The sequence below is a fragment of the Methylobacterium sp. UNCCL125 genome (assembly GCF_900116795.1).
Lineage (GTDB): Bacteria > Pseudomonadota > Alphaproteobacteria > Rhizobiales > Beijerinckiaceae > Methylobacterium > Methylobacterium fujisawaense.
In genome coordinates this window covers 1-24,143 of the sequence record NZ_FPBW01000011.1, presented here as the reverse complement: position 1 = coordinate 24,143, position 24,143 = coordinate 1, and the positions used below count along the sequence as shown (strand labels likewise).

At 68.6% G+C, this 24,143-nt stretch carries 23 protein-coding genes; 9 read left to right on the top strand and 14 right to left on the bottom strand.

All coding sequences use genetic code 11. The features are described 5' to 3' along the window. Nucleotides 1–11 precede the first annotated feature (11 nt). On the bottom strand, nt 12–1,259 hold the full coding sequence (locus BM396_RS12645; RefSeq protein WP_043380787.1) for a deoxyguanosinetriphosphate triphosphohydrolase: 1,248 nt from the start codon (nt 1,257–1,259) through the stop codon (nt 12–14). 153 nt (nt 1,260–1,412) lie between these two features. Between BM396_RS12645 and BM396_RS12640 the strand changes: the two genes are divergently transcribed. The 3 genes from BM396_RS12640 to BM396_RS33660 all read left to right on the top strand — a co-directional run bounded on the left by BM396_RS12640 (nt 1,413) and on the right by BM396_RS33660 (nt 3,991). Continuing rightward, a complete protein-coding gene (locus BM396_RS12640; protein ID WP_043349135.1) occupies nt 1,413–1,739 on the top strand; it encodes a HesB/IscA family protein in 327 nt (108 codons plus the stop codon). Nucleotides 1,740–1,884: 145 nt separating this feature from the next. Beyond that, nucleotides 1,885–3,807 carry a hypothetical protein gene (locus BM396_RS12635; protein ID WP_043380790.1) on the top strand — a complete coding sequence of 641 codons (1,923 nt, stop codon included), beginning with the start codon at nt 1,885–1,887 and terminating at the stop codon, nt 3,805–3,807. Nucleotides 3,808–3,865: 58 nt separating this feature from the next. After that, on the top strand, nt 3,866–3,991 hold the full coding sequence (locus tag BM396_RS33660; protein ID WP_280142396.1) for a hypothetical protein: 126 nt from the start codon (nt 3,866–3,868) through the stop codon (nt 3,989–3,991). A gap of 162 nt (nt 3,992–4,153) precedes the next feature. Here the strand turns inward: BM396_RS33660 and BM396_RS12630 are convergent, their stop codons facing one another. From BM396_RS12630 to BM396_RS12620, 3 genes are read right to left on the bottom strand one after another with little or no spacing between them, the layout of a single operon-like run. Further along, complete coding sequence (locus tag BM396_RS12630) at nt 4,154–4,888, bottom strand: ABC transporter ATP-binding protein (RefSeq protein ID WP_043380792.1); 735 nt, start codon at nt 4,886–4,888, stop codon at nt 4,154–4,156. Then, the gene (locus BM396_RS12625) at nt 4,869–5,606 is read right to left on the bottom strand and encodes an ABC transporter permease (RefSeq protein WP_043349142.1); all 738 of its coding nucleotides are present in this window, start codon (nt 5,604–5,606) and stop codon (nt 4,869–4,871) included. The genes BM396_RS12630 and BM396_RS12625 overlap by 20 nt, the downstream gene beginning before the upstream one ends. 51 nt (nt 5,607–5,657) lie before the next feature. Next, nucleotides 5,658–6,638, bottom strand: coding sequence for an ABC transporter substrate-binding protein (locus BM396_RS12620; RefSeq protein ID WP_043380795.1), 981 nt, complete (start codon nt 6,636–6,638; stop codon nt 5,658–5,660). Nucleotides 6,639–6,825: 187 nt separating this feature from the next. Here BM396_RS12620 and BM396_RS12615 point away from each other — a divergent pair, with 187 nt between their 5' ends. Further along, nucleotides 6,826–7,203 (top strand): 4a-hydroxytetrahydrobiopterin dehydratase, encoded by a 378-nt coding sequence (locus tag BM396_RS12615; RefSeq protein ID WP_043349148.1) that lies wholly within the window; start codon nt 6,826–6,828, stop codon nt 7,201–7,203. 16 nt (nt 7,204–7,219) lie between these two features. Here the strand turns inward: BM396_RS12615 and BM396_RS12610 are convergent, their stop codons facing one another. The 4 genes from BM396_RS12610 to BM396_RS12595 form a co-directional block, all read right to left on the bottom strand. After that, on the bottom strand, nt 7,220–7,441 hold the full coding sequence (locus BM396_RS12610; RefSeq protein WP_043380797.1) for a hypothetical protein: 222 nt from the start codon (nt 7,439–7,441) through the stop codon (nt 7,220–7,222). Nucleotides 7,442–7,621: 180 nt separating this feature from the next. Continuing rightward, complete coding sequence (locus BM396_RS12605; RefSeq protein WP_043380799.1) at nt 7,622–10,687, bottom strand: efflux RND transporter permease subunit; 3,066 nt, start codon at nt 10,685–10,687, stop codon at nt 7,622–7,624. Nucleotides 10,688–10,709: 22 nt separating this feature from the next. Beyond that, nucleotides 10,710–11,768: an efflux RND transporter periplasmic adaptor subunit gene (locus tag BM396_RS12600; protein WP_244538869.1), complete on the bottom strand. Its 1,059-nt coding sequence runs from the start codon at nt 11,766–11,768 to the stop codon at nt 10,710–10,712. Between the two features lie 41 nt (nt 11,769–11,809). Continuing rightward, nucleotides 11,810–12,913, bottom strand: a complete 1,104-nt coding sequence (locus BM396_RS12595) for an efflux RND transporter periplasmic adaptor subunit (protein ID WP_043380805.1) — start codon at nt 12,911–12,913, stop codon at nt 11,810–11,812. Between the two features lie 97 nt (nt 12,914–13,010). On the opposite strand from BM396_RS12595, the gene BM396_RS12590 reads away from it, so the two are divergent. Then, nucleotides 13,011–13,574 (top strand): TetR/AcrR family transcriptional regulator, encoded by a 564-nt coding sequence (locus tag BM396_RS12590; RefSeq protein ID WP_043351415.1) that lies wholly within the window; start codon nt 13,011–13,013, stop codon nt 13,572–13,574. Between the two features lie 10 nt (nt 13,575–13,584). Here the strand turns inward: BM396_RS12590 and BM396_RS12585 are convergent, their stop codons facing one another. The 3 genes from BM396_RS12585 to BM396_RS12575 are packed head-to-tail and all read right to left on the bottom strand — an operon-like array spanning nt 13,585 to nt 16,982. Continuing rightward, a complete protein-coding gene (locus BM396_RS12585) occupies nt 13,585–14,649 on the bottom strand; it encodes a sensor histidine kinase (RefSeq protein ID WP_051975973.1) in 1,065 nt (354 codons plus the stop codon). Then, nucleotides 14,646–15,059: a response regulator gene (locus BM396_RS12580; RefSeq protein ID WP_043351430.1), complete on the bottom strand. Its 414-nt coding sequence runs from the start codon at nt 15,057–15,059 to the stop codon at nt 14,646–14,648. The genes BM396_RS12585 and BM396_RS12580 overlap by 4 nt, the downstream gene beginning before the upstream one ends. 36 nt (nt 15,060–15,095) lie before the next feature. Further along, on the bottom strand, nt 15,096–16,982 hold the full coding sequence (locus tag BM396_RS12575) for an MHYT domain-containing protein (RefSeq protein ID WP_043380807.1): 1,887 nt from the start codon (nt 16,980–16,982) through the stop codon (nt 15,096–15,098). Nucleotides 16,983–17,305: 323 nt separating this feature from the next. On the opposite strand from BM396_RS12575, the gene BM396_RS12570 reads away from it, so the two are divergent. Further along, a complete protein-coding gene (locus BM396_RS12570; RefSeq protein ID WP_244538865.1) occupies nt 17,306–18,172 on the top strand; it encodes a hypothetical protein in 867 nt (288 codons plus the stop codon). A 5-nt stretch (nt 18,173–18,177) separates the two neighbouring features. Here the strand turns inward: BM396_RS12570 and BM396_RS12565 are convergent, their stop codons facing one another. Further along, nucleotides 18,178–18,456: a hypothetical protein gene (locus BM396_RS12565; RefSeq protein ID WP_043380811.1), complete on the bottom strand. Its 279-nt coding sequence runs from the start codon at nt 18,454–18,456 to the stop codon at nt 18,178–18,180. A gap of 447 nt (nt 18,457–18,903) precedes the next feature. Between BM396_RS12565 and frc the strand changes: the two genes are divergently transcribed. Beyond that, the gene (frc, locus tag BM396_RS12560; protein WP_043351422.1) at nt 18,904–20,181 is read left to right on the top strand and encodes a formyl-CoA transferase; all 1,278 of its coding nucleotides are present in this window, start codon (nt 18,904–18,906) and stop codon (nt 20,179–20,181) included. Between the two features lie 182 nt (nt 20,182–20,363). Further along, nucleotides 20,364–21,296: a methionyl-tRNA formyltransferase gene (locus tag BM396_RS12555; protein WP_043351424.1), complete on the top strand. Its 933-nt coding sequence runs from the start codon at nt 20,364–20,366 to the stop codon at nt 21,294–21,296. A gap of 75 nt (nt 21,297–21,371) precedes the next feature. Here BM396_RS12555 and BM396_RS12550 read toward each other — a convergent pair whose 3' ends face one another. Continuing rightward, on the bottom strand, nt 21,372–22,043 hold the full coding sequence (locus BM396_RS12550; RefSeq protein ID WP_043380814.1) for a class II aldolase/adducin family protein: 672 nt from the start codon (nt 22,041–22,043) through the stop codon (nt 21,372–21,374). Between the two features lie 100 nt (nt 22,044–22,143). Continuing rightward, the gene (oxlT, locus tag BM396_RS12545; RefSeq protein ID WP_043380816.1) at nt 22,144–23,421 is read right to left on the bottom strand and encodes an oxalate/formate MFS antiporter; all 1,278 of its coding nucleotides are present in this window, start codon (nt 23,419–23,421) and stop codon (nt 22,144–22,146) included. 512 nt (nt 23,422–23,933) lie between these two features. Here oxlT and BM396_RS12540 point away from each other — a divergent pair. Further along, nucleotides 23,934–24,143, top strand: a 210-nt coding sequence (locus BM396_RS12540) for a transposase (protein ID WP_210187137.1), incomplete at its 3' end; no start/stop codon positions are given.

The following is a 24,143-nucleotide window of genomic DNA, read 5'->3' as shown; positions in this document are numbered from 1 at the left end:
GCGCCGGGCCTTCAGGGCTCGGCGAGGGGCAGGCCCCGGCTGGGCAATTCCCAGTGCAGGTCCGGCGTCGTCGCGTAGAGCTTGCGATGCGCCAGGACCGCATAGGTGTCGGTCATGCCGGCGATGTAGTCGGCGACCCGGCGGGCGACCCGCGCCTCGCTGGCCTCCTCAAGACCGGCGCTCCACTCCTCCGGCATCCGGGACGGCGCCGCGGTGAACGCGGCGAACAGGTCGTTGACGATGGCGTCGGCCTTCTTCCGCACCGCCACCACGCCGGGATGCCGGTACATGCGGTCCCACAGGAAGCGCATGATATCGGCATCGGCCGCCGCAATCTCCGGCGAAAAGACGATGACCGCCTGATCCGCATTCCGGATGTCCTCGACGCGGCGCGGATCCAGTTCGGCGATGCGGCGTCCGCCCTCGCGGATCACGTCCTCGACGAAGCGGGTGATCACCCGCCGGGCGAGTTCGTGGATCATGCGCGAGGGCTCCAGGCCCGGATGCAGCCGGTCGATCTCGTCGAGCAGCCCGGCCAGGAACGGGACCGCGCGCAGCTCCGGGATCTCGAACAGGCCGGCCCGCAGCCCGTCGTCGAGGTCGTGGGCGGCATAGGCGATGTCGTCGGCGAGGGAGGCCGCCTGGGCCTCGGGGCCGGCCTGGCTCCACAGGTCGAAGGGGTTCAGCGCATCGTATTCCAGGATCGCCGCCGGGATGCCGCGCGCTGCGTAGCGGGGCGTCGGCTGGCCGTCGGCCGTCAGCAGCGGGCCGTTGTGCTTGACGAGGCCCTCCAGGGTCTCCCAGGCGAGGTTCAGCCCGTCGAAGCCGGCGTAGCGCCGCTCCAGCCGCGTGACGATCCGCAGGGCCTGGGCGTTGTGGTCGAACCCGCCGTAGCGGGCCATGCAGGCGTCGAGGGCGTCCTCGCCGGTATGGCCGAAACAGGTGTGGCCGAGGTCGTGGCTGAGGGCCAGCGCCTCCGCAAGATCCTCGTCGAGCCCGAGGGCGCGGGCGAGCGCCCGGCCGATCTGGCTGACCTCGAGGGTGTGGGTGAGGCGGGTGCGGTAATGGTCGCCCTCGTGATGCACGAAGACCTGCGTCTTGTGCTTCAGCCGCCGGAACGCCGTCGAGTGGATGATCCGGTCCCGGTCCCGCTGGAAGTCGCTGCGGGTCGGCGAACCGGCCTCGGGGATCAGGCGTCCCCGGGTGCGGGCCGGATCGGTGGCGTAGGCCGCGCGCCAGCGCTCACCGTTGGATCGCACGGCATCCGCTCGCAAACTCACGCACCCTGCTCATGACGGCTCCTCGCCCGGCGCGTTGCGGCGCGGGCTTGCGCCTCATATCTTGTGGGCCGGGACGCCCTCGGCAACAGGCGGGGTGCGCCGTCCACCGAACGATTGCGTGGCCAGAGACTGATGGCTGATATCACCCTGACCGCCCGCGCGGCCAAGCGCATCAACGAGATCATGGGGGCGGAGCCGGCCGGCTCGTCGCTGCGGATCAGCGTCAATGGCGGCGGCTGCTCGGGCTTCTCGTATGCCTTCGACATCGCCCGCACCCGTGAGGCGCAGGACGTCGCGATCGAGCGCGACGGCGCCACCGTCATCGTCGACCCCATCTCGATGGAGTACATGAACGGCTCCACGATCGACTTCGTGAACGATCTGATCGGCCAGTCCTTCAAGATCGAGAACCCGCTTGCCACCGCCTCCTGCGGCTGCGGCACCTCCTTCTCGTTGTAGCGACCCGCCCGGCGCATCCGCGCCGTTGCGTCCATACGACACCGGTGCCGGCACGGTCGCCCGGGCCGGCATGCCTGATTGCCTCGCCTCAAAAAACGCGGCACGGCTAGGGAATTCCCGCGCGAGCCCTGGTCCGGATGCAGCCATGAACCACCCGAAGGCCCGCCTCCGCCTCCGGTCGGCCTGGGCGACAACCGGTATCCTCGTCCTCCTCGGCCTCGCCCCCGCGCCACTCGCCGCGCAGGAGGGCGCCGCCGCCGTCCAGGACGTGACGGTCACCGACGTGGTCATCCCGCTCGGCGGCACGCTGCTGAAGGCCCCGAAGCTCACGGCGAGCGGCACGCGCCTCTCCAAGGAGGATCTTGCGGCGATCCTGCGGCCCGATTCCAACGTGCCCTGGGAGCAGCGGCTCGCCCGGCTCGATGCGGGCAGCCTCACCGTGCCGGTCCTCACCTCCGAGAATGCGGGTCCCGGCGACAACCGGCAGACCGTCACCTACCGCGATGTGGTCGCCCGCGACATCCGCGCCGGCCGTGTCGGGGAACTGACGGCGGCCGGCGCCACGGTCAGCTCCGTCGCCGGGCCGAACCGCGGTTCCGGAACCTACGGGCAGGTGCGCGCCACGGATCTGGATCTGGCGGCCCTCAGCCGGCTGTACACGGTTCCGGGCGACGGCAAGGGACCGGTCCAGCGGGTCTATGGCACCATCCAGGTCTCCGATGTGACCTATTCCGACGCGCGCGGCACGACGGTGAAGATCGCACGCCTCGACGGGCGTGATCTCGGCGGCCGGCAGATCCCCGACGGCTGGAGCGGCGCCTTCGCGATCGTGGCCGGCGGTTTCGATGGCTCCAGCGACCGGCGTCCCCTGGCCGCCGCGGCGGCCGATCTCATCGCCGCCACCGCCGTCGGCAGCCTGGAGATGCAGGGCCTCAGCGTCAGCGACTCCGATCCGAAGGGGCCGGTTCTGTTCGAGATCGGCCGGGCCGCCTACACCTCCGCCGGGTCGGAGGGCAGCACCGTCCTGGACAACCTGGCGCTGTCGCGCGGCAGTCTGCGTGTCCATGTCGGTCGCCTCGCCGTCCTCGGGACCTCGCTGGTGCCGACCGTCGCGGCCCTCCAGGGGATCGCCGCCGAGCCGACGGCCGGGCCCGGCTTCTCCGATATCGAGATGCGCCGCCTGACGCCCAAGCTCGGCAATCTGACCCTGAGCGACCTGTCGATCGAGCTGCCGCCCGACGGCGAACCCGAGCGGGCGCCGCCGCGTGATGGTCGGGCTCCGGCCCGCGGCGGCCTCTCCGACTCTGGCCGGGCGGGGCCTGGCAGGCCGGCAGATCCGAGGACGGGCGACACCGCCGCCGACCCCCTCGCCCTGTCGGTATCGCCCCGGCCGGTCCGCCGGATCGCCCTGCGCGAGGCCACACTCGCTCTGGGGGCGCCGAATGACGGCGTGCCCAGCGCGACCCGCCTCAGTCTCTCCGGCCTCAACCTGCCGGCGGATCTCGTGGCGGGCGCGCCGATCATCGGCATGCTGCCGGTTTACGGGTACCGGGATCTCGACCTCGACCTCGTGGCCGACGCCACTTTGGATGAGAAGGCCCGCGACCTTGCCCTGCGCGAGGTGACGGTGTCGGGTCGCGACATCGGCACCGTCCGGCTATCCGGCACGCTGGGCGGTATCGGGCCCGAGCTGTTCTCCGGCACCCTGCCGGCCGCGACCATGGTGATGTTTTCGGGAAGCGCCAAGGCCCTCGACCTGACGGTGGAGAACGCGGGCCTGTTCGAGCGCTTCCTGGCCGCGCAATCGAAGGATCTCAGCCTCAAGCCGGACGAGTTGCGCAAGGAGTACGTCACCGCCAGCCTGCTCGGCGTGCCGATCATCCTGGGCAACAGCGCGGCCGCCAAGGGCATCGGCGCCGCCATGGGCCAGTTCGTGATGAAGCCCGGCAAGCTCGTGGTGCACGCGAAGTCCAAAGAGCCCGCCGGGATCGGTTTCATCGATCTCGGCGCGGCGCGCTCGCCGGCGGCCGTGCTCGACCGGCTGGACGTCGAGGCGAAGGCGAATTGAGGCGACCGTGACCGGTCTCCGGGCTTTCGCAGCCGGACGACCGGCCTGAGGAGGCCCCATGCGGGCCGTCCGTCTCGCGAAGGCTGCGCTCGCCGCCGCCCAGGCGCTGACCTGCATGCCGGTCGAGTATGGCAACGTCGCAGACGTTGCCGCCGCGCGATCTGGCCTGCGGCCGGTCGGGTAGATTCCCGTCTCGCCGATCGGGCTTGGCTCTCGAACTGGACCGAGCCGAGACAGCCCAAGGCTGAAAGCTGTCGCGCCGGCTGTCGGAGCGTTCGTCGTCGACCGCGGAACGGCCTGCGTCGAACGTCGCTGCTCAAGCGATCACGCGGGCCCGTTGCGGAGGTTACAGCGCGATGATCTCCGGATGCTGCGCTGCGAGGTTCGCCCGGGTCGCCTCGGCCCAGGCGCGGTCGCGTTCCCGGCGCGGTCGATCGAGGGACACGGCAGCGATGAGACTCGCCGGGCGCCGGGAGACCAGCAGCAGACGGTCGGCGATTCCGATCGCCTCGGCGACGTTGTGGGTCACCATCAGGACGCTCATGCCGGACCGATCCACCGTATCCACCACGAGGCCGCGAAGCTCGGCGGCGGCGGCATCGTCGAGGGACACGAAGGGCTCGTCGAGGACCAGTACCCGCGGCCCGTCGGCCAGGGCCCGCGCCAGTGCCACGCGGCGTTGCATCCCCAGGGAGAGCGCCTTCGGATAGCTGGCCCGCCATGCCGTCAGGCCGAGCTGCGCGAACAAGCCGTCAAGGTCGAGCCCGCGCCGCGCCCGAGGGAGCCCGAGGCGGACATTGTGCTCGACGCTGCGCCAGGGGAGCAGCCGCGGCTCCTGGAATACGATACCGGCCCGCTCCGCCCCGGAGACGCGTCCCTCGAACGCGGTATCGAGGCCGAGCAGGATCCGCAGCGTCGTGGTCTTCCCGGCGCCCGATGGCCCGATCAGGCAGACGATTTCCCCGGCTGCGACGTCGAATTCGAGGTTGCGAACTGCCTCGACCGGTTCGGCATCGCGCGGCCGATACCATTTCGACGCGATCGCGACCTGAAGAACGGGCTCAGCGCCAGCGACGGACATAGGCTTCGAGCCGCTGCAGCAGGAGGACGTCGATGCCGATCATCACGGCCATGAAGACGAGGCTGTAGCCGATGATGGCCGCCACGTCGGTGCTCTGGACGAAGTAATAGTTGATCGCGAAGCCGACTCCGTCGGGACGACCGAGCAGCTCCACCACCAGCACGATCTTCCAGGCGAGGGAGAGGCCGGACCGCGCCGCCGTGACGATGTAGGGCTGGAGCTGCGGGATCAGGAGGTCGCGGGCCCAGGTAAGCCGGTCGAGCCGATAGGCGCGGGCCATCTCGTCGAGGCCGGGATCGAGATTACGGGCCCCTTCCCGGACAATCACCGCGACATTCGGGAGCTTGTTGAGGACCACCGCCAGGATCGCCGCGGTCTCGGTGAGCCCGACCCAGACATAGGCCAGTACGGTGATCACCAGGGCCGGCGTGTTGAGGAGGACGAGAAGCGGCGTGTCGAGCGTGAGATCGGTGACCTTCGAGCGTCCGAGCGCGACGCCGAGGACGACGCCGAGAAGCATCGCCACCGTGAATGAGATCGCTACGCGGAGCAGCGTCATGCCGACATTGTGTGCGAGGTCGCCGCGCTCCGCCTCCTGAACGATGAAGCGCAGCACCGCCAGCGGCGCTGGCAGCAGGCGCGATCCCGCCTCGAGTGCAGCCAACTGCCAGGCTGCAAGGAGCACGACCAAAGACGCGATGCGGGTCAGCACGCCCAGGCGATCCCGAGTGTCTGGACCGCTGCAACGGTGGCCCGCTGGGCCGGCGCATCACCCATTGCGACCGGTGTAGTACAGGTCGGGAGGCAGTGCGTCGCCCTTTCCGACGAGGCGCGCTCCGCCGAGCCGCGCCATCACGGTGTAGAGTTTCTCGGCATCGGCGCGCTCCTCCGCCACGGGGCGCCGCGGGATGCCGGCGAGGAAGTTGCGCTTGAGCGCCTCGAAGGTCGCATCGTCCTCGGCCGCCATCAGCGGGCGCACGATCTGCCACGCGCTCGGATCCGAGGCCAGGATGTCCTTGGCCGCCCGCGACGCCCGCGCGAAGGCCGCCACGGCAGCAGGCTTCTCCTTCACGGTGGTGTCCTGGAACAGGTAGCCGATCAGCGCCACGTCACCGGGGACGCCGAGGGCGTGCATGATGTCCTCGGCACCGACCAGTTGGCGAAACCCCTTCGCCTGAAGGCGGGCGCAGTAGGTCCAGTAGGTGAGCGCTGCGTCGAGGGCGCCCTGCTCCAGCTTCAGCGTGATCAGCGGGGGCGCGCCGTAGGCGATCTCGGCTTCGCGCTCCAGGTCGATTCCGGCCGCGTCCTTCGCCTGCGCCCGGAGCAGCAGCCAGTTCTTGTCCAGGGGACCGCCGGCCACCCCGAGGCGTTTGCCGGCGAGATCCTTGAGGCTCTTCACCGCGCTCCCGGCCGGTACCATCACGCCGCCCTCGGAGGTCGAGTACGGGATGAAGCGCACCGCCTGCCCGTCATTGCCGAGGCGGGCGGCCCAGAGCAGGTCGCCGATGATCGTATCGACCTGTCCTCCGATAAAGCTGATGCGGGCCGCGTCGTTGCCGGCGAGCTTCACGGCATCGAGCTGAAAGCCGTTATCGGTGTCGAGGCCGCGGGCCTTGATCACCGCAGCCTCCCAGGTCGACGTCCCGAAGGGCAGACTCCCGAGACGGATGGTCGGCACGTCCGCGCGCGCCGCCCGCAGGCCGAGGCCGCCCAGCAGGCCGCCGGCGAGCATCGCGCGCCGTGACAGCATCACGCCTTCTCCCATCGTATTACGCAGTCTTCGACGGCGGTAGACTGACGTGCCGCATGAACGGGACGCCATTGGAAAAAGGTCATAGGGCTCACACCCGTTTCCGTCCACCGTGCGGAACACGCTTGCGCGCAACCGGCTGCGGCGGCACCCTCGACCGAGACGCCATCAGGGAAGACATGCGATCATGACCGAGCGACGCGAGGGAGTTCTGGACGAGGCGACCGTGGAGGCGCGGCTGAAGGCCGAACTGCCCGCCTGGCGCCTGGAGGATGGCTGGATCCGCCGCACCTACAAAACGGCCGGCTGGAAGGGCACGCTGATGGTGATCAACACCGTGGGTCACCTCGCCGAAGCAGCCTGGCATCATCCCGACATCACGGCGTCCTATGCCTGGGTCGAGGTCCGGCTGATGAACCACGCCGCCAAAGGCATCACCGAGAAGGACTTCGCCCTCGCCCGGAAAATCGAGGAGGTCGTGTCCTGGCAGCCGGCCCTGGAGGGACAGGGCCTCGAAGGGACGCCCACGGATCCGCGCTTCGCCTACATCAAGTACGACAAGTAGCCGCGCGGCGCGGGCGTCACTGCGGGTCCTTCACGCGGCGGCACTCGGTCTTGAGGTAGGCGGTCTTGCCGATCTCGTCGCGGCGCTCGGTGCGGGCGATGATTTCCTGCCAGCCGGTGGCGCATCCGAGCTCGTTGGCAACTCGGACCTTGCGGACCTCAAGGGCCTGGGCGTCCGTGCAGGCATCCTGTGCCAGGCCGTTGGCGCAGACCAATACGACGGCGATGAAGGCGTTCATGGATGGGGCGGTCCTCGTTCTCGCCGCACCCTACGCGCCAAGCGACCGCAAGGTTTCCGATGACGGGCCGCGGCCCGCGATCAAGCTTTCGTCACGGTCGGCCCGCCCTGAGGGGGCGGAGGGGCGGGCCGACCGTTTCTCGCAGCACCCGCGGGCGCTGCGATCGCGTGAGCCGGGCGATCAGCCGGCGTGGGCCGCCGGACGGGCGCCCGCATCCGGGCGGATGCGGTAGCAGCCGATGTAGAGGGCCGGCAGGAACAGGAGCGTGAGGAAAGTCGCCGCCAGGATCCCGCCGATCATGGCGAAAGCCATCGGACCCCAGAAGACCTCCCGGGCGATCGGAATCAGGCCCAGACTCGCGGCGGCTGCCGTCAGCAGGATCGGCCGCATGCGGTGGTGGGTCGCCTCGAAGACCGCTTCCCAGGGGGCCATCCCCTCGGCCCGGAACTCCTCGATCTGGCTCACCAGGATGACCGCGTTGCGGATGATGATCCCGATCAGCGCCAGGATGCCCAGGATGGCGACGAAGCCCATCGGCTTGTCGAACAGGAGCAGGGCCGGCACGACGCCGATCAGGCCGAGCGGCGCCACGGTGAAGACGAGGATCATCCGGCCGAAGCTCTGGAGCTGCATCATCAGCAGGAACGCCATGGCGAGCAGCATGACCGGGACGACGGCCGCGATCGGGCCCTGGCCCTTGGCGGATTCCTCAACGGCGCCGCCGGTCTGGACGGTGTAGCCCTCCGGCAGCGCCTTGATGAAGGCGTCGATGCCGGGCTGCAGAGCGGCCACGATGGTGGCCGGCTGGGTCGCGTCGTGGATCGTGGCGCGCACCGTCACGGTCGGCAGACGGTCGCGGCGCCAGACGATCGGCTGCTCGAGATCGTAGCCGATCCGGGCGAAGGCGAGCACGGGGACCACTGTGCCGTTCGCGAGACCGACCTGCAGCGATTGCAGGGTGTCCAGCGAAGACCGCTCCACCGCGCGGGCGCGGCCGACGACGTTGACCAGATAGATCGAGTCCCGGACCTGCGTGATCGCCTGGCCGCCCTCGATCCCGTTGAGGATCCCGGCGACGTCCTGGCTGGTGACGCCGAGCTGACGCGCCTTGTCCTGAAGGATCTCGACCCGCAGCACCTTGCCGGGCTCGTTCCAGTCGAAGGTCGGCACGTCGAGCCGCTTGTCGCCGGCCACCACGTTGGCGAGGTCGAGCGAGAGGCGGCGCACCGTCTCCATGTTCGGGCCGCTGAGGCGGTACTGCACCGGTCGGCCTACGGGCGGTCCGAGGCTCAGGGGCTGCACCAGCACGTCGGTGCCGACGAAGTCGCGCAGGGCGATGGCCTGGAGACGCGCCATCACGCGGTCGCGCACCTCGAGCGACTTCGTGACGATGACGATCTGACCGAAGAAGGCGTTGGCGAGCTGCTGATCGAGGGGCAGGTAGAATCGGACCGCGCCCTGACCGACATAGGACGACCAGCTCGACACGTCCGGATCGCCCTTCAGGTTCGTCTCGAACCGGTCCATCTGCGCCCTGGTCTCGGCGATGGTGGCGTTCTGCGGGAGGGTGAGGTCGACCAGCACCTCGGAGCGGTCCGAGGACGGGAAGAACTGCTGCTGCACATGCCCCATCCCGACGATGGCGGCCGCCATCAGCGCGAGGCAGACCACCACCGTCGTCCAGTGCCAGCGCATGGCGACGCGCAGGGCCGCCATGAACAGGCGCGTGAAGATGCCGCGCTTCTCCGTGTGGTGCTTCATGGTCTTCGGCAGCAGCGTGACGCCGACGAGCGGGGCGAACAGAACCGCCACGACCCACGATACCAGCAGCGATGCGGCGATCACCACGAACAGCGAGTAGGTGTATTCGCCCGCGCCGGAGCCGTTGAAGCCGATCGGCAGGAAGCCCGCCACGGTCACCAGCGTTCCGGTCAGCATGGGGAACGCCGTCGACGTGTACGCGAAGGTGGCGGCCTTGCGCAGCGTGTCGCCCCGCTCCAGCCGCGCGACCATCATCTCGACGGTGATCATGGCGTCGTCGACCAGCAGGCCCAGCGCGATGATCAGCGCGCCGAGCGAGATGCGCTGCAGGGTCACGTCCATGATCTGCATGACCACGAAGACGATCGCCAGCACGAGGGGGATCGACACCGAGACGACGAGGCCGGCCCGGATGCCCAGGCTCACGAAGCTCACGGCCAGCACGATGACCACGGCCTCGACCAGCGCCTCGGTGAAGCCGCCGACCGCATGCTCGACCTGCTTGGGCTGATCCGAAACGAGGTGGACGCCGACGCCCACCGGCAGCGTCGCCTCGATCCGCCGCATGCGCTCCTTCAGCGCTTCACCGAAATGCAGCAGGTTGGCGCCCGGACGCATCGCGATGGCCAGCCCGATCGCGGGCTTGCCGTCCACCCGGAACAGGGGCGCGGGCGGATCCTCGTAGCCGCGGCTGATCTCGGCGATGTCGGCAAGACGGAAGAAGCGATCGTTCACCCGCAGATTGAAGTCCTGAAGCGAGGCTTCGGAGGCGAAGGAGCCGCTGACCCGCAGCGAAATGCGCTCCGGTCCGGCCTGAACGACCCCGGATGCCGAGACGGCGTTCTGCGCTTGAAGCGCCTTGATCAGGGCCTGGAGATCGATGCCGTAACCGGCGAGCTTCCGGGTCGAGAAGTCGAGATAGATGGTCTCGTCCTGGGTGCCGAGCAGCTGCGTCTTGCCGATATCGGGCACGCGCAGCACGTCGGTGCGGATGCTCTCCACGTAGTCGCGCAACTGCCGGTGAGTCAGGCCGTCGGCCGTGAAGGCGTAGACGTTGCCGTAGACGTCGCCGAACTCGTCGTTGAAGAACGGCCCCTGCACACCGTCCGGGAACTGGCTCTTGATATCCCCGAGACGTTTGCGGACCTGGTAGAAGGCGGGCTGGACCTCGCCCTTCTTCAGGGTGTCGCGGAAATTCACGAAGACTGTGGAGGATCCCGGGGTCGTGTAGCTGCGGACGTAGTCGAGGCCGTTGAGCTGCTGGAGTTCCTTCTCGACCCGGTCGGTGACCTGATCGAGGGTATCCTTGATGGTCGCGCCCGGCCAAGTCGTCTGCACGACCATCGTCTTGATGGTGAACGGAGGATCCTCCTCGCGGCCGAGGCGGCCATAGGCCATCACGCCCGCCACGAGCGAGACCAGCATCAGGAACCAGACGAACGAGCGGTGCTCGAGCGCCCAGTCGGAAAGGTTGAAATCCTTCACGCGAAAACCCCGTGCGGCCGGATCAGACGGCGCCGTTGGCCAGGCGCACGGCCTGGCCTTCCTTGAGGACATGGACCCCCGCGACCACGACGCGTTCGCCGGCCTTCAGCCCATCGACGACCGCGATGCGACCGTCCTCCGCGTTGTCCCGCGCCGCCGCTACGGTCACGTCGCGAAGCGACACGGACTTCCCGTCGGCGGACACGACCCAGACCGAGCGGCGGCCGCCGTCCTCGAGCAGTGCCGATGCCGGCAGCAGCACGGTGGGCGAGACATTCCGCATCAGCGACACGTTGATGGTCGCGCCGAGCCGGAAGGCCGGGCCGGGCTGGTCGAGGCTGATCCGGATGCGCTTGGAGCGCGTCCCCGATTCGGCGAGCGGCGCGATCTCGCGGACGCGCCCGCGCGCCGTGAGCTCCGGGGCGCTCTGGAGCGCGACGGTGAAGACGCCGTCCGCCGGCAGCGCTCCGACATAGACCTCGGGAATGTCGACCACGGCCTCGCGGACGTCCGGCCGCGCCACGGTCACGACACCCTGGCCGGCGGTGAGCACCTGGCCGACTTCGGCGAGGCGCTGGGTCACGACACCGTCGAACTCGGCCTTCAGCTCGGTGTAGCCCATCTGGTCGCGGGCCTTCTGCAGGCTGGACAAGGCCTGGTCCACCCGCGCCCGGGCCGTCTCGCGCTTGGCAACCGCTTGGTCGAGCGTGGCCTGGGCGACGCTGTTGCCCGACATCAGGCGCCGGGTCCGCGCCTCGGCGGCCTCGGCGTTCTCGGCCTGCGCCTTCGCATCGGCGAGGTCCGCCTCGGCACGGGTCAGGTCGAAGCGTGTCACGATGGTGTCCAGGGCCGCGAGGCGCTGGCCCCGGGTGACGAGGTCGCCGATCGTCACGTCCCGCGCCACCATGCGGCCGGGAATCTGGAAGCCGAGCTGCGCCTGATAGCGCGGCTCGATCGTGCCGGCGAAGGGCCCGAACATGACGGTGTCGCTCGGCACGACCACCTGCGTGAGCACCGGACGTATCGGGGCCGCTGCCGCGGCTTCGCCGCCCTCCTCGCCGTGCCCGTTGCAGGCCGCCAGCGCTGCCGCGACGAGGCTCAGGGCGAGATACGTGTGCGCCTTCACGGGCGAGCTCCGATCTCGGCGGCCGCGACGGTCTGACCGGGGCGCAGGAACTGGATGCCGGCGACGACCACGCGCTCGCCCGGCTCGACGCCGCGCTTCAGCGCAATGATGTCGGGCCCGAAGCGGTCGATCTCGACGGCGCGGACCGAGACTGTCCGCCGGTCGGGGTCGTAGATCCACACGGACGGTTGCCCGTCGTAGCGGTACAGCGCCGACCAGGGCAGGATCACCGCTTCATGGGGCGCGAAGCGCCCGCGGCCGACCACGACGGCACCCAGCCCCATCGCGGCCGGAGTCGATTTGAGTCCGATCTTGACCCGGACGGTGCCGCTCGCCGCATCCACCGTCGGCGAGATCTCGCGCACGGTCCCGACCGCAGTGATCGCCGGATCCGACTGGAGCGCGACCGCGATGGTGTCGCCCGCCGGCGGCTGGGCCAGCAGCGATTCGTAGACATTGAAGACCGCATCCCGGGGGCCGTCCTGCGCAATCACGAGAACGGTCTGCCCCGATTGGACCACCTGGCCGACCTCGAAGCTCCGGCTGGTCACGACACCGGCCACGCCGGCGCGCAGTTCCGTATAGGAGAACTGCTCCTGCGCGGTTCCCAAAGCGGCCTTCGCCGAATCGACGGCCGCCTGTGTCGTGCGCAGCTCCTGCTCGGCATTGTCGTAGGTCGAGCGCGTGGTGAAGCCGCCGGCAAGAAGTTGCTTCTGACGCTCGAAGGACATCTTGGCCTGGGTCAGGAGTGCCTCGGCCGAAGCGAGGGCGGCTTTCGCGTTGTCGAGATTCGCCTGCTGGGTCAGCGGCTCGAGAACGGCGAGGACCTGATTGGCGGTGACGTGATCCCCGACCTCGACCCGCCGCTCGGCCACCTTGCCGTTGGTCCGGAACGAGACGTTGACCTGCGCCTGGGCCTGGATGTCGCCGGTCACCACGACCTCGAGCGCCTGAGGCGTACGGCGTGCCTGCACCACCCGCACGCGCGCCATCGCGGGATCGAGCGCGGCGTCCGGTTCGGCCCGTGCGCACCCGATCGACGCGAGCGCGGTTAACACCAGTACAACGGATGGGGGTGGACGGAAGACGATGCGGCTCATGCGATCGACCGTGTCGGCGCGGCTCGTGCGAAATGCGTGGCGCGTTCCTACGCCATCCGTTACATACCGTCCAGACGGTTTTTAGTGCAGGTCAGCGATGCAGGTGAAGCGACAACGGCTGGCGGCCCGGCCCGAGATCATCCTTGAGGCCGCCGCCGCGGTACTGCTCAAGGCGGGCGTGCGGGGGTTGACGATCGACGCGGTTGCCGCCGAGGCCGGGCTGAGCAAAGGCGGGGTTCTGCACCATTTTGCGTCGAAGGATGCGTTGGTGGTGGCTCTGGTCGCCCGCAAGCTTGCGGATGTGCGCGAGGAGATCGCGGCATGCGCTGCGGCGATCCCCGCCGGCCCGTCTCAGTTCCCGAAGGCGATGGTGGCGCATGTGCGCGGGCATTATTGCGAGGACAACGAATCCGCGCGCGCACTCCTGCTGGCCTCGATGGAGTCGCCGGAGGCGCAGAAGGGGTTTCAGGCCTTCGTGGTGGATCAGCTGGATCAGCTCGGTCAGATCGACGGCGCCCGTCCGGGCGAGGGTTCCGTCCTGTTCTTCGCGATCCTCGGCCTGTTCATGAGTCGGGCCCTGGGCTTCCACCAGCTCGGCGAGGACTCGCTCGTGCCGATGCTCGACGCCCTCGATCGAATCGCGAGCCGGACCGACGGCTGAGATTGCGCGCTCAGACCTGAAAGGCGAGAACCGCCCGCGTGCCCGGAGATCCGGGGGCATACGACAATGCCGAGCGCAGGTTCGATGCCATCGCACGCACGATCCGTGAGCCGAGTCCGGTCCCGCGGATCTCACCCTCTCCGGTCCAGCCGATTCCATCATCCTCGACAGCGAGCCGCACGGTGTCGGCGGCATCGCACTCGATCGCCACGCGGATCTCGCCCGACGTGCCGACCGGATAGGCGTACTTGTACGCGTTGGTGACGAGCTCGGTTACGACCACGCCCACCGAGACGGCCTTGTCCGTCGAGAGGCGCACGGGCGCCGCCCGGAGCCGGATGGCATGATCCCGCCCGCTCGCCCGCATGGCCGCCTGCAATTCCTCGACGAGGCTCTGCAGGTAGGCGTCGAGCTCCACGGACTCGACGTCGTCCGAGGTGTAGAGCCGCCGATGGATCCCGGCGATCGCCGAGATCCGGGCCTGCATCTCGTCGAGTGCAGCCTTGGCAGCCGAATCCGTGACGGCGTTGCGCTGCATATGCGCCAGGGCCGCGACAAGGGCCAGGGAATTGGCGACGCGATGGTTGACCTCGCGCAGAAGCAGTTCGGCGCGGTCGCGCGCCTCGCGCACCTCCGCTTCGGCGCGTTCCTTGTCGCGCCGCAGGCTCTCCTGCCGCAGCGCCGTGGCGACGGCCTCGCCCAGCAGCTCCCGGAACTGCCCCTGAACGTCCTTCCAGACGTAGTCGACCGCGCCGGCCTTCAAGGCCGCGACGGCGACGCGGCTGTCCTCGGAGCCGGTCACGTAGATGACCGGGGGCGCCTCAGGCAGGGCACGGATTTCCGGCAGCAGATCGAGGCCGGTCTGGCCGGGCATGTGATGATCCAGGGCGACGGCATCGATACCGCCCTGCGCCAGCCGTGCCAGCCCCGCGGCGCCGTCGGGACAGATCTCGACCGCGTAGCCCCGGGCCTCCAGGGCGCGCCGGACCAAGCGACCGAGGCCTGGATCGTCGTCGATGTAGAGGATGCGTGCCGCCGCGGCGGTCCCGTCCCCGCTGACACGCCCGGTGCTCATGGGTTCTGGGGAACCTGCATGACCGAGAAGAACAATCCGAGCTGACGGATCGCGTTCGCGAAGCCGTCATAGCTGACCGGCTTGGTGATGTAGACGTTGGCCCCGAGATCGTAGCAGCGCTGGATCTCGCGGCTGTCATCCGTGGTGGTCAGCACAACCACCGGGGAGCGCCGCGTATGCGGGTTCGCCTTGACCTTCTCCAGGATGTCGAGGCCGGTCATGTCGGGCAGGTTGAGATCGAGCAGGATCAGCAGATGCCGCCGGGCACTCGCCTCGCCGGTGCCGTCCGCGCCGAACAGGTAGTCCAGCGCCGAGGTGCCGTTCCGGAACGGGACGATCTCGTTGTTGACGCCGGCGCGACGGATGTTGCGCTCGATGAGGCGCGCATGCCCCTCGTCATCCTCGATCATCACGATGCTGACAGGATGCACGGGCGGGCTCCACGCTCATTCGGCGGCGATGGGCGCCGGTTCGGGGTCTATCTGGACCGCTGTAGCCGGAGCGCGGGGCAAGGTCACGTCGAACGTCGTGCCGACGCCGAGTTCCGAACGGACCTCGATCCGGCCGCCGAACGAGCGCACCAGGGCTTTGACATGGGCCAAGCCTATTCCATCGCCCGGGCGATCCTGCAGGCCGGAGCGTCGAAAGAGTTCGAAGACGCGGGCATGATCCCGTGCGGCGATCCCCCGGCCGTTATCGGCGACGGAGAAACAAACCCGACGGTTTCCGACGGCCGTGGCGGTCACGGTCACGCGTCCCGGCCGGCTGGGGTCGAGATACTTCACGGCGTTGTCCAGCAGGTTCCCGAAGACCTGCTCGACGGCCACGCGATCGGCGACGATCGTCGGCAGGTCGGGGGCGATCGTCACGGTGGCGCCCGTGGCCTCCGTCTGGTGCCTCTGAGCGTCCGCCACGTCGCGCAGCAGATTCGTCATGTCGAGGCGTTCGGGGGAGAATTGCCGCCGCCCTTCTCGGGAGAGCTTCAGGATGGCGGCGATCAGCCCTTCCATCCGGTTCACCGCCGCCTTGATGAAGCCGAGCGCCTCGGCGAGATCGCCGTCGAGCCGCTCCGCCTCCGGGTGCCCGCGAAGGGCCGCCTGGATCTCGGTCCGGGTCGCCTCCAGCTCGCTGGTGAACCCCATGACGTTGACGAGCGGCGCGCGCAGGTCATGGCTCACGATATAGGCGTAGCGCTGGATCTCCTCGTTGGACTCGCGCAAGTCGGCTTCGGCCTGCCTCTGTTCGGTGATGTCCGTATGGACGCCGACCCATTCCCGGATCGCGCCGCGTGCATCGAGCACCGGAATGGCGCGGATCGCGAAATGTCGCCATGATCCGTCGCGGGACCGGACCCGGTGTTCGTGGACGTAGGTTTGTCGCGCTCGGACGGTTGCGTTCCAGCTCTCGATGGAGGCCTGCACGTCGTCCGGATGCACCGCGTCGGCCCAGCCGTAGCCCTGGTACTCCGCCCGCGTCTGGCCGGTGATCGCGCTCCAGCCGGGCTGGTCGCCGAGCATCCGGCCTTCGGCATCGTTGGTCCACAGGACGCCACGCACGGCCTGCACCGCGGCTCGAAACCGTGCCTCGCTCGCCAGCAATTCGCGTTGCACCCGCTGCTGGTCCAGGGACGAGGCGAGGATCGCCAGGAACAGGATGAGGAAGGTCGCGCCGGCGACGTAGAGCGCGAGATTCTGCTGGCCCTGCACGCTCGTCATCGCATGGGCGGCGTGGGGGGCGCCTTCATCGACGGTGATCGTCGCGGCGGCCATGCCGGTGTAATGCATGCCGGCCACGGCAACCCCCATGACGCAGGCCGCGACAAGCTTCTGCCAGACGCCGTGCTGGTGAAACGAGAGCCACAAGGCCGCGGTCGCCGCGGTCACGGCGATCGCCACCGAGAGCGCGATTATGGGCCGATTGTAGGAAAGGTCGCCGGGGATCCGAAGCGCCGCCATGCCGGTGTAGTGCATGCCGGCGACCCCCAGACCCATCAGCACGCCCGCCACGAGGATGCTGCCGAGCCCCTCCCCGGTCCGCTCCACCCACAGAAAGCCGGCGCCGGTGGCCGCAACGGCGATCGCGAGGGAGAGGAGGGTCAGGCCGATGTCGTAGGTGGTGGGCATGCCGGTTTCGAAGGCCAACATGCCGACGAAATGCATCGACCAGATGCCGCCGCCCATGGCGAGCGCAGCGCCGGTGATCCACGGCCAGCGGGGGCCCGCCGCGACGGGCCCTCGGATGCGACTGCCCAGATCCAGCGCTGTGTAGGACGCAAAGATGGAGAGGCCGATCGACAGGGCGACGAGCGCCGGATTGTAGCCTGTATGGACCATCGACTGGGATCGACGTGTGGAGCGCGCAGATCGGGATGTATCCTGAGCCCTCGAAGCGCGCCATCGGGAATCGAAGGCCCCGTGGTCTCCCGCAGCCAGGATCGTGAGCGCGGGGCCGACCTGCCGGTCGGCTGCGGGTGGCGCGACGTGGCGGAAGCCCGGGCCTTCCCGTCGCCGCGGCGATCGCGCATTGTCCCGCGCGGCGGCCTTCGGCCTGTCCCGACAGGTTGCGGCAAGCAGGAGGAGCGACGATCCATCGTGGCCCCCGCCCGAGCCGAAGATCCGCCGCCCTGACGCGGGGTCGCGGTGGAGGGGGAGCCCAGATGCGGGCCCGATCCGGGCAACCCGACGGCCGGGCCCCGAACGACCCTGGGCGCCGCCGCCGGCGCGCCCATAGACTGCGTAGAAAAATCCGCGTTCGCCAGACCGCGATGGCCTCATCGGTCGCGCGCGCGCGTTCTAGAGTTCCGTCGATCGCTCATCGCGAATGCAGGTTCATGAACGGACACGCTGCGGCACGACTTCCGGACGACCTGCGCGACGCCCTGGCGCGGACCCTTTACGATCACGACCGTCCGGCGGGCGAGGCGTGCGCGGGCTGGGAGGCCGCGGATTTCGAGAGCCGTCACCCGGGTCTGCGCGAGCGCTATCGCCGCTCCGCCGACGCCCTTGCCGACGGCCCGCTCGCCGAATGGCTTCTGAGCCGCCTCGCCGACGAGGAAGAGTTGCGGGTGCTGCGTCGGCAGCGGATGTCGCCGGAGCGGGAGCGCGAGCTTCTGGAGGCCAACAACCGTCTTCTCGCGCGCGCTGAAACGGCCGAAGCGGCCCGGGAGGCGGCCGAGGGAGCGCTCGCCACGCTCCGCCGCGAGCGCGACGTTGCCCGGGAGGCGGAGGCGTTCTGGCAGCAATTCGCCTTCGATGCCGACGATCTCGCGACCCGCCGCCTCATCGAGCAGACGGATGCGCGCGCCGAGGCCGAGCGCCGGGCCATAGCGGAACGGTGCCGCAGGGAGCGCGCGGAGGCGGCGTTGCGCCTGTTCGCCGACCGCGCCGACGTGATGCCGAAGGAAGGCTGGGCCTCGGAACTGGCCCAGGCCAATCGCGACATACCGCTCTGGTGGTTTCACGCGGCGCGCGTCGCCCTGGACCCGCCGGATCTCTCCCGGCCAGCCGAAGACGGAGAGGGTTGAGACCCTCAGGCGGCGGCGGACTGCTTGGCGGACTGGTCTCGGAACAGCGCCGTGCAGCCGGAACCGCGGTGCATGCTCAGGATCGACGCGCGGTCGATCTCCGGGTGCGACTTGAGCACGTTCTGGACGCAGGCCAGGACACGCTCGTACTGCGCGGCATCGTAGTTCGGCTCGAGCGGACTGACCGCGATGTAGGTCTCCACGACGAGGACGCGCTCGGCGCGGTCTCGGGCGACGTCGACGGCGATCCAGGAGGATTTGATCAGGCTGGTGCTGGCGAGCATGGGCGTTCCTCGTGCAGCGTTGCGACTTTAATCCCGCGGCGGCGGGCCAATTTTGGCGAAATCATGGACCGCCCGGCCGCGAATGCCAAGGGGCGCTCCCACTTGGTCCCGGGGTGCAAGCTGTCTGTTGAGCGCCGCGGCTGGCCGGCTTACGCTTCGTCACGGGCCGCCACAGGCCCGATCCACAATCGGCACTCGCATCCGGCGAATGGCATGTGGTATACAAATTCGAGGACTCGTCACCCAGGGTCCGAATGACGGTGTCGCGACACGACGAGACCGCGCATTGGGAGGGATAGCAGACATGATCCGTTCGAGGATGAGAGGTCCCTGCCCCGGCGTCGCACGTTGCCCGTCACCGACCCGTGCAGGCAGCATGCCGGCATTCCGCGCGGCCTGAGCCGCCCTCCGACATTCCCGAATCCGACTCCAGCTCCGAGACCGATCATGACCAAGGCCCTCGAAGGCGTCCGCATCCTGGACTTCACCCACGTTCAATCCGGCCCGACCTGCACGCAGCTCCTGGCTTGGTTCGGTGCAGACGTCATCAAGGTGGAACGGCCGGGTGTCGGCGACGCCACGCGTCAGCAGCTTCAGGACATTCCTGACGTGGACAGCCTCTATTTCACGATGCTGAACCACAACAAGCGCTCGATCACGCTGGATTCGAAGAATCCGAAGGGCAAGGAGGTCCTCTGGCGCCTCATCAAGGAATGCGACGTCCTGGTCGAGAACTTCGCACCCGGCGCGCTCGCCCGCATGGGCCTCACCTGGGAGAAGATCCACGAGGCCAACCCGCGCATGATCCTGGCCTCCGTGAAGGGCTTCGGTCCCGGCCGCTACGAGGACTGCAAAGTCTACGAGAACGTCGCGCAATGCGCCGGCGGCTCGGCCTCGACCACGGGCTTCCGGGACGGTATCCCGATGGTGACGGGGGCGCAGATCGGTGATTCCGGAACGGGTCTGCACCTCGCGCTCGGCATCGTCACGGCGCTGTATCACCGGACCCAGAGCGGCCTCGGCCAGAAGGTCGACTGCGCGATGCAGGACGGCGTGCTCAACCTGTGCCGGGTGAAGCTGCGCGATCAGCAGAGGCTCGAGCACGGGCCGCTGAAGGAATACAGCCAGTTCGGTGAAGGCATCCCGTTCGGCGAGGCGACTCCGCGCGCCGGCAACGATTCCGGCGGCGGTCAGCCGGGCCGCATCCTGCGCTGCAAGGGCTGGGAGCAGGATCCGAACGCCTACATCTACGTGATCACCCAGGCCGCCGTGTGGGAGCCGATCTGCGACATCATCGGCGAGCCGAGCTGGAAGACCGACCCGAACTACGCCACGCCGAAGGCCCGACTGCCGCATCTCAACGAGATCTTCACGCGGATCGAGGCGTGGACGATGAAGGTGTCCAAGTTCGAGGTGATGGACACGCTGAACAAGTACGACATCCCCTGCGGCCCGATCCTGTCCATGAAGGAGATCGCCGAGGACGAGTCGCTGCGGAAGACCGGCACGATCGTCGAGGTCGACCATCCGACGCGCGGCAAGTACCTGACGGTGGGCAATCCCATCAAGCTGTCGGCGAGCCCGAGCGACGTGAAGCGCTCCCCGCTGCTCGGTGAGCATACTGAGGAGATCCTGCGCAGCGTGCTGGGCTATTCCGAGGCCGAGGTCGGTGAAATCTCCGAGTCCGGCGCGATCGGCGTCGTCCAGAAGATCGCCGCAGAGTGAGCGGCGGGCGGCGATCCCTGGCTCCGGCCTGGGTTCGCCGCCGTCGTGTCCGGGGCCGCACCGTCCCGGACTTCGGATGACGCCGTCCGACCAACGGGGCACGACCGTTCGCCGCCGCGCCCCGCGCTCCGACCGTCCCTTTCCCGGGCCGCCATGGGCCCGGTCGAAGCCCAGGAGATTGCATGCGCATCGCCTTCATCGGCCAACAGGATTTCGGCAAGGCGGTCCTGGAGGCGTTCCTCAAGCGAGGCGATGAGGTCGCCGCGGTGTTCTGCGCGCCCGAGAAGCCCGGCGCCAAGCCGGACGTCCTCAAGACCGCGGCGGTCGAGAAGGGGTTGACGGTCTTCCAGTTCCCCAGCCTGAAGAGTCCCGAGGCCGAGGCCGCGATGCGCGGGCTCGATGCCGACATCGGCATCATGGCCTACGTGCTGCAATTCGCGCCCCAGAGCTTCGTCAACATCCCGAAGCACGGCACCATCCAGTATCATCCGAGCCTGCTGCCGCGGTATCGCGGCCCGTCCTCGATCAACTGGCCGATCGCCCGCGGCGAGCTGCAGACCGGCCTCACGATCTTCCGGCCCACCGACGGGCTCGATGAAGGGCCGGTGATCCTGCAGAAGACCTGCCCGATCGGCGCCGATGCGACGCTGGGCGACGTCTACTTCGACAACCTGTTCCCGATGGGCGTCGAGGCGATGCTCGAGGCGGCCGATCTCGTCGTTGCGGGAGAGCATGTCGAGATCGACCAGGATGAGGACGCCGCCAGCTACGAGGGCTGGTTCCGGGGGGCGGAGGCGGAGATCCACTGGTCCGCTCATGCCGAGCAGATCTACAACCTGATCCGCGCGGCCAATCCGGCGCCGGGCGCCTGGACGACGCTCGACGGCAAGAAGCTCCAGATCTTCGATTCCACCCTGCATCGGGTCCGTAAGCTCGCCGATGTCGTGGGCAAGCCCGGCGAGGTGATCGCCATCGACGACGCGGGGTTCAGCGTCTGCGCGCAGGGCGGCCGGATCGAGATTCGCAAGGTCAAGGCGGAGGGCGGCAAGAAGATCGCGGCCGCCGCGTTCGCCCAGGAGGTCGGGCTGGCGGTCGGGCAGGTGCTCGGGCGATAGGATGCCCGCGCCGGCGGTGGAGCGCATCCGACCTTAGACGGCGCGGCGCCCGACCGATCCCGCGGGGCCTCTCGGCTACGCGGTCGTTGAGCCTGTGCTCCCCGCCGCATTCAGCCCATAGCCGCGAAAGCGCTCGACGGTGATGCCGATCTCTTCATCGGACAGGATGATCGGCGTCCCGATCTGCCGGGCGACGGCATATTGCTGGCAGAGGGTCTCCAGCTCGACGGCGAGCCACAGGGCCTTCTCCAGATCGGCGCCGGCCGCGATCATGCCGTGGTTGGCGAGGAGGCAGACGTTGCGATCGGCCAGCGCCGTCAGGGCCAAGTCCGAGAGTTCAGCGGTGCCATAGGGCGCATACGGCGCGCAGCGCACGCTCGGGCCTCCGAAGGCGGCGATCATGTAATGGATCGCCGGTATCGCCTGACCGCAGATGGCGAAAGCGGTGCAGTAGACCGGATGTGCGTGGACCACCGCACCGAATTCCGGACGGGACACCAGAATGTCCCGATGGAAGCGCCATTCCGAAGAGGGCTTCTGATCCGGCGGGTGGGTGCCGTCGAATGCCATCGGGACCACATCGTCCGGTCCCGTCCTGTCGGTGGGCATGCCGGAGGGTGTGATCAGGAGCCCATCGCGGAACCGCACCGAGACGTTCCCCGACGTCCCGCGGTTCAGCCCCTGGGCGTCGAGCGCCCGTGCCGCCGCCACGACGCTCTCCCGCGCGATCCGCTCGTCCCTATCCATACCCGATCTCCGGAAAGCCCGGTCCCCGGTATGCAGGAAGCCCGGCGCCGTAAAGACGGCGCCGGGCTCATTCTCGTCGGTTCGTGTCGCCTGGACCGCGCTACTGGGCCAGGACCGGCGCGAGGCTCGCTTCGCGCTTCTTGGTATAGGCGGCCCGCATCGGCTTCAGGACGAAGAGCGCCAGCAGAGCCGCGACGATGTTGAGGGCCGCTGCCGCCAGGAACACCGCGTGCCAGCTCCCGGTCATGGTCGTGAGCACGCTGGTATAGGGGACGATCAGCGCCGCCGTGCCCTTGGCCGTATAGAGCAGACCGGCATTGGTGGCGGCGTATTTCGAGCCGAACGTGTCTCCGCAGGTCGCCGGGAACAGGGAGTAGATCTCACCCCAGGCAAAGAACACGAGACCGGTCAGAAGCACGAAGGCGATCGGGTTCTGGCCGAACTGGCTGAGCGCGTAGATGCCCAGGCCTTCGATCGCGAAGGACAGGAACATCGTGTTCTCGCGGCCGATATGGTCGGAGACCCAGCCGAAGAACGGACGCGTCACGCCGTTGAGCACCCGGTCGAGCGTGGCCGCGAAGGTCAGCGCCGGCAGCGTGATCCCGAGCAGCGAGACCGGAACGTCGGCGATCTTGAAGTCCTTGGCGATCGGGCCGAGCTGCGCGGTCGCCATCAGGCCGCCGGCCGCCATCATGACGAACATCGCGTACATGACCCAGAAGATCGGCGTGCGGACCATCTCGGAGGGCTTGTAGTCGCGCTTCGACTGGCTGACCCGGGCGATCTCCGGAACCTGCCCCTTCGCGGGCGACCGCAGGAACAGGGCGATGAGCATCACGATGACGCCCTGCCCGATACCGAAGTAGAAGAACGCCGCCTCGTAGCCCTGCGACTTGATCATGGCCTGGATCGGCACGACGGTCAGGGCCGAGCCCGCGCCGAAGCCCATCGCGGTGATGCCCGCGGCGAGGCCGCGTCGGTCGGGAAACCACTTCAGCGAATTGCCGACGCAGGTTCCGTAGACCGCACCGGCGCCGGTGCCGCCGATCGCGGCCGCGATGTACAGCACGGTGAGCGAGTCGGCGTAGGAGTTGATCACCCAGGCGATGCCGCAGAGCAGGCCGCCGAACAGCGTGACGATCCGCGGGCCATACTTGTCGACAAACCAGCCCTCGATCGGGACCAGCCACGTCTCGGTGACGACGAACAGCGTGAACGCCACCTGGATCGCCGCGCGATCCCAGCCGTGCCGCTCCTGCATCGGGTTCACGAAGAAGGTCCAACCGTACTGCATGTTGGCGATCATGCACATGCAGACGACGCCGAAGGCGAGTTGCAGCCAGCGGCCACGCCCCGCCGGTTTGACGATCTCGGACATACCCATCCCTCCTTGGCAGTATTATTGTTGGGGTCTGTGCTCAGACCGGCTGTATGCCCTGCCGCGGCCCAGCTTGGCAGAACAAGATGACCGGGATTCTTCGAAAAATTCTTGGCCCGCAGGCAAATAAAGTCTCAAGTACTCGAGCATCCGCATTGGACTCAGCAGCGCGGGACTGATGGTCGACGGTATGCCAGCAGGATGGTGCTGGTATCCCTCCGGGCTGTCAATCGAACCGGCATAAAAATACACGTTTCGGTGCTGGGATTAAAACAGATCGGCCGAACGTGCGGTCAAAACGGGGGATGGGGAGCCGCGCCTGCACAACTTCCGCGAGGCGAAAAGTCGGCAAAGGTCACAGGTCTGTGGGGCCGCCCCGCAATTGACTAGCCCGTCTTATTCACGAGGACGGTGGATCTGGGATGGCGAGCGTAGCGTAAAGCATTGATGTGGCTTAGGGATTGGGTGCTGACGCCAAGCCTTCAGACCGCACCGAGCCTGCCACGCCCGCCATGTCCGATCCTACGTGTCTCCCGTTCGCGTTTCCATCCGTTCGGGGCAAGAAGCTCACAGCCGCCTTCGATGGCGGACGCCTGACCTCGGATGGCGGCGTCCTGCTGCTCGCCCAGGCCGCCCGGCGGTTGGACATCGCCGACAAGCTCGCCGCCGTGATCCCGGACCGGCGTGACCCCAGCCGGGTTCTGCATCCCTTGCCCGAGATC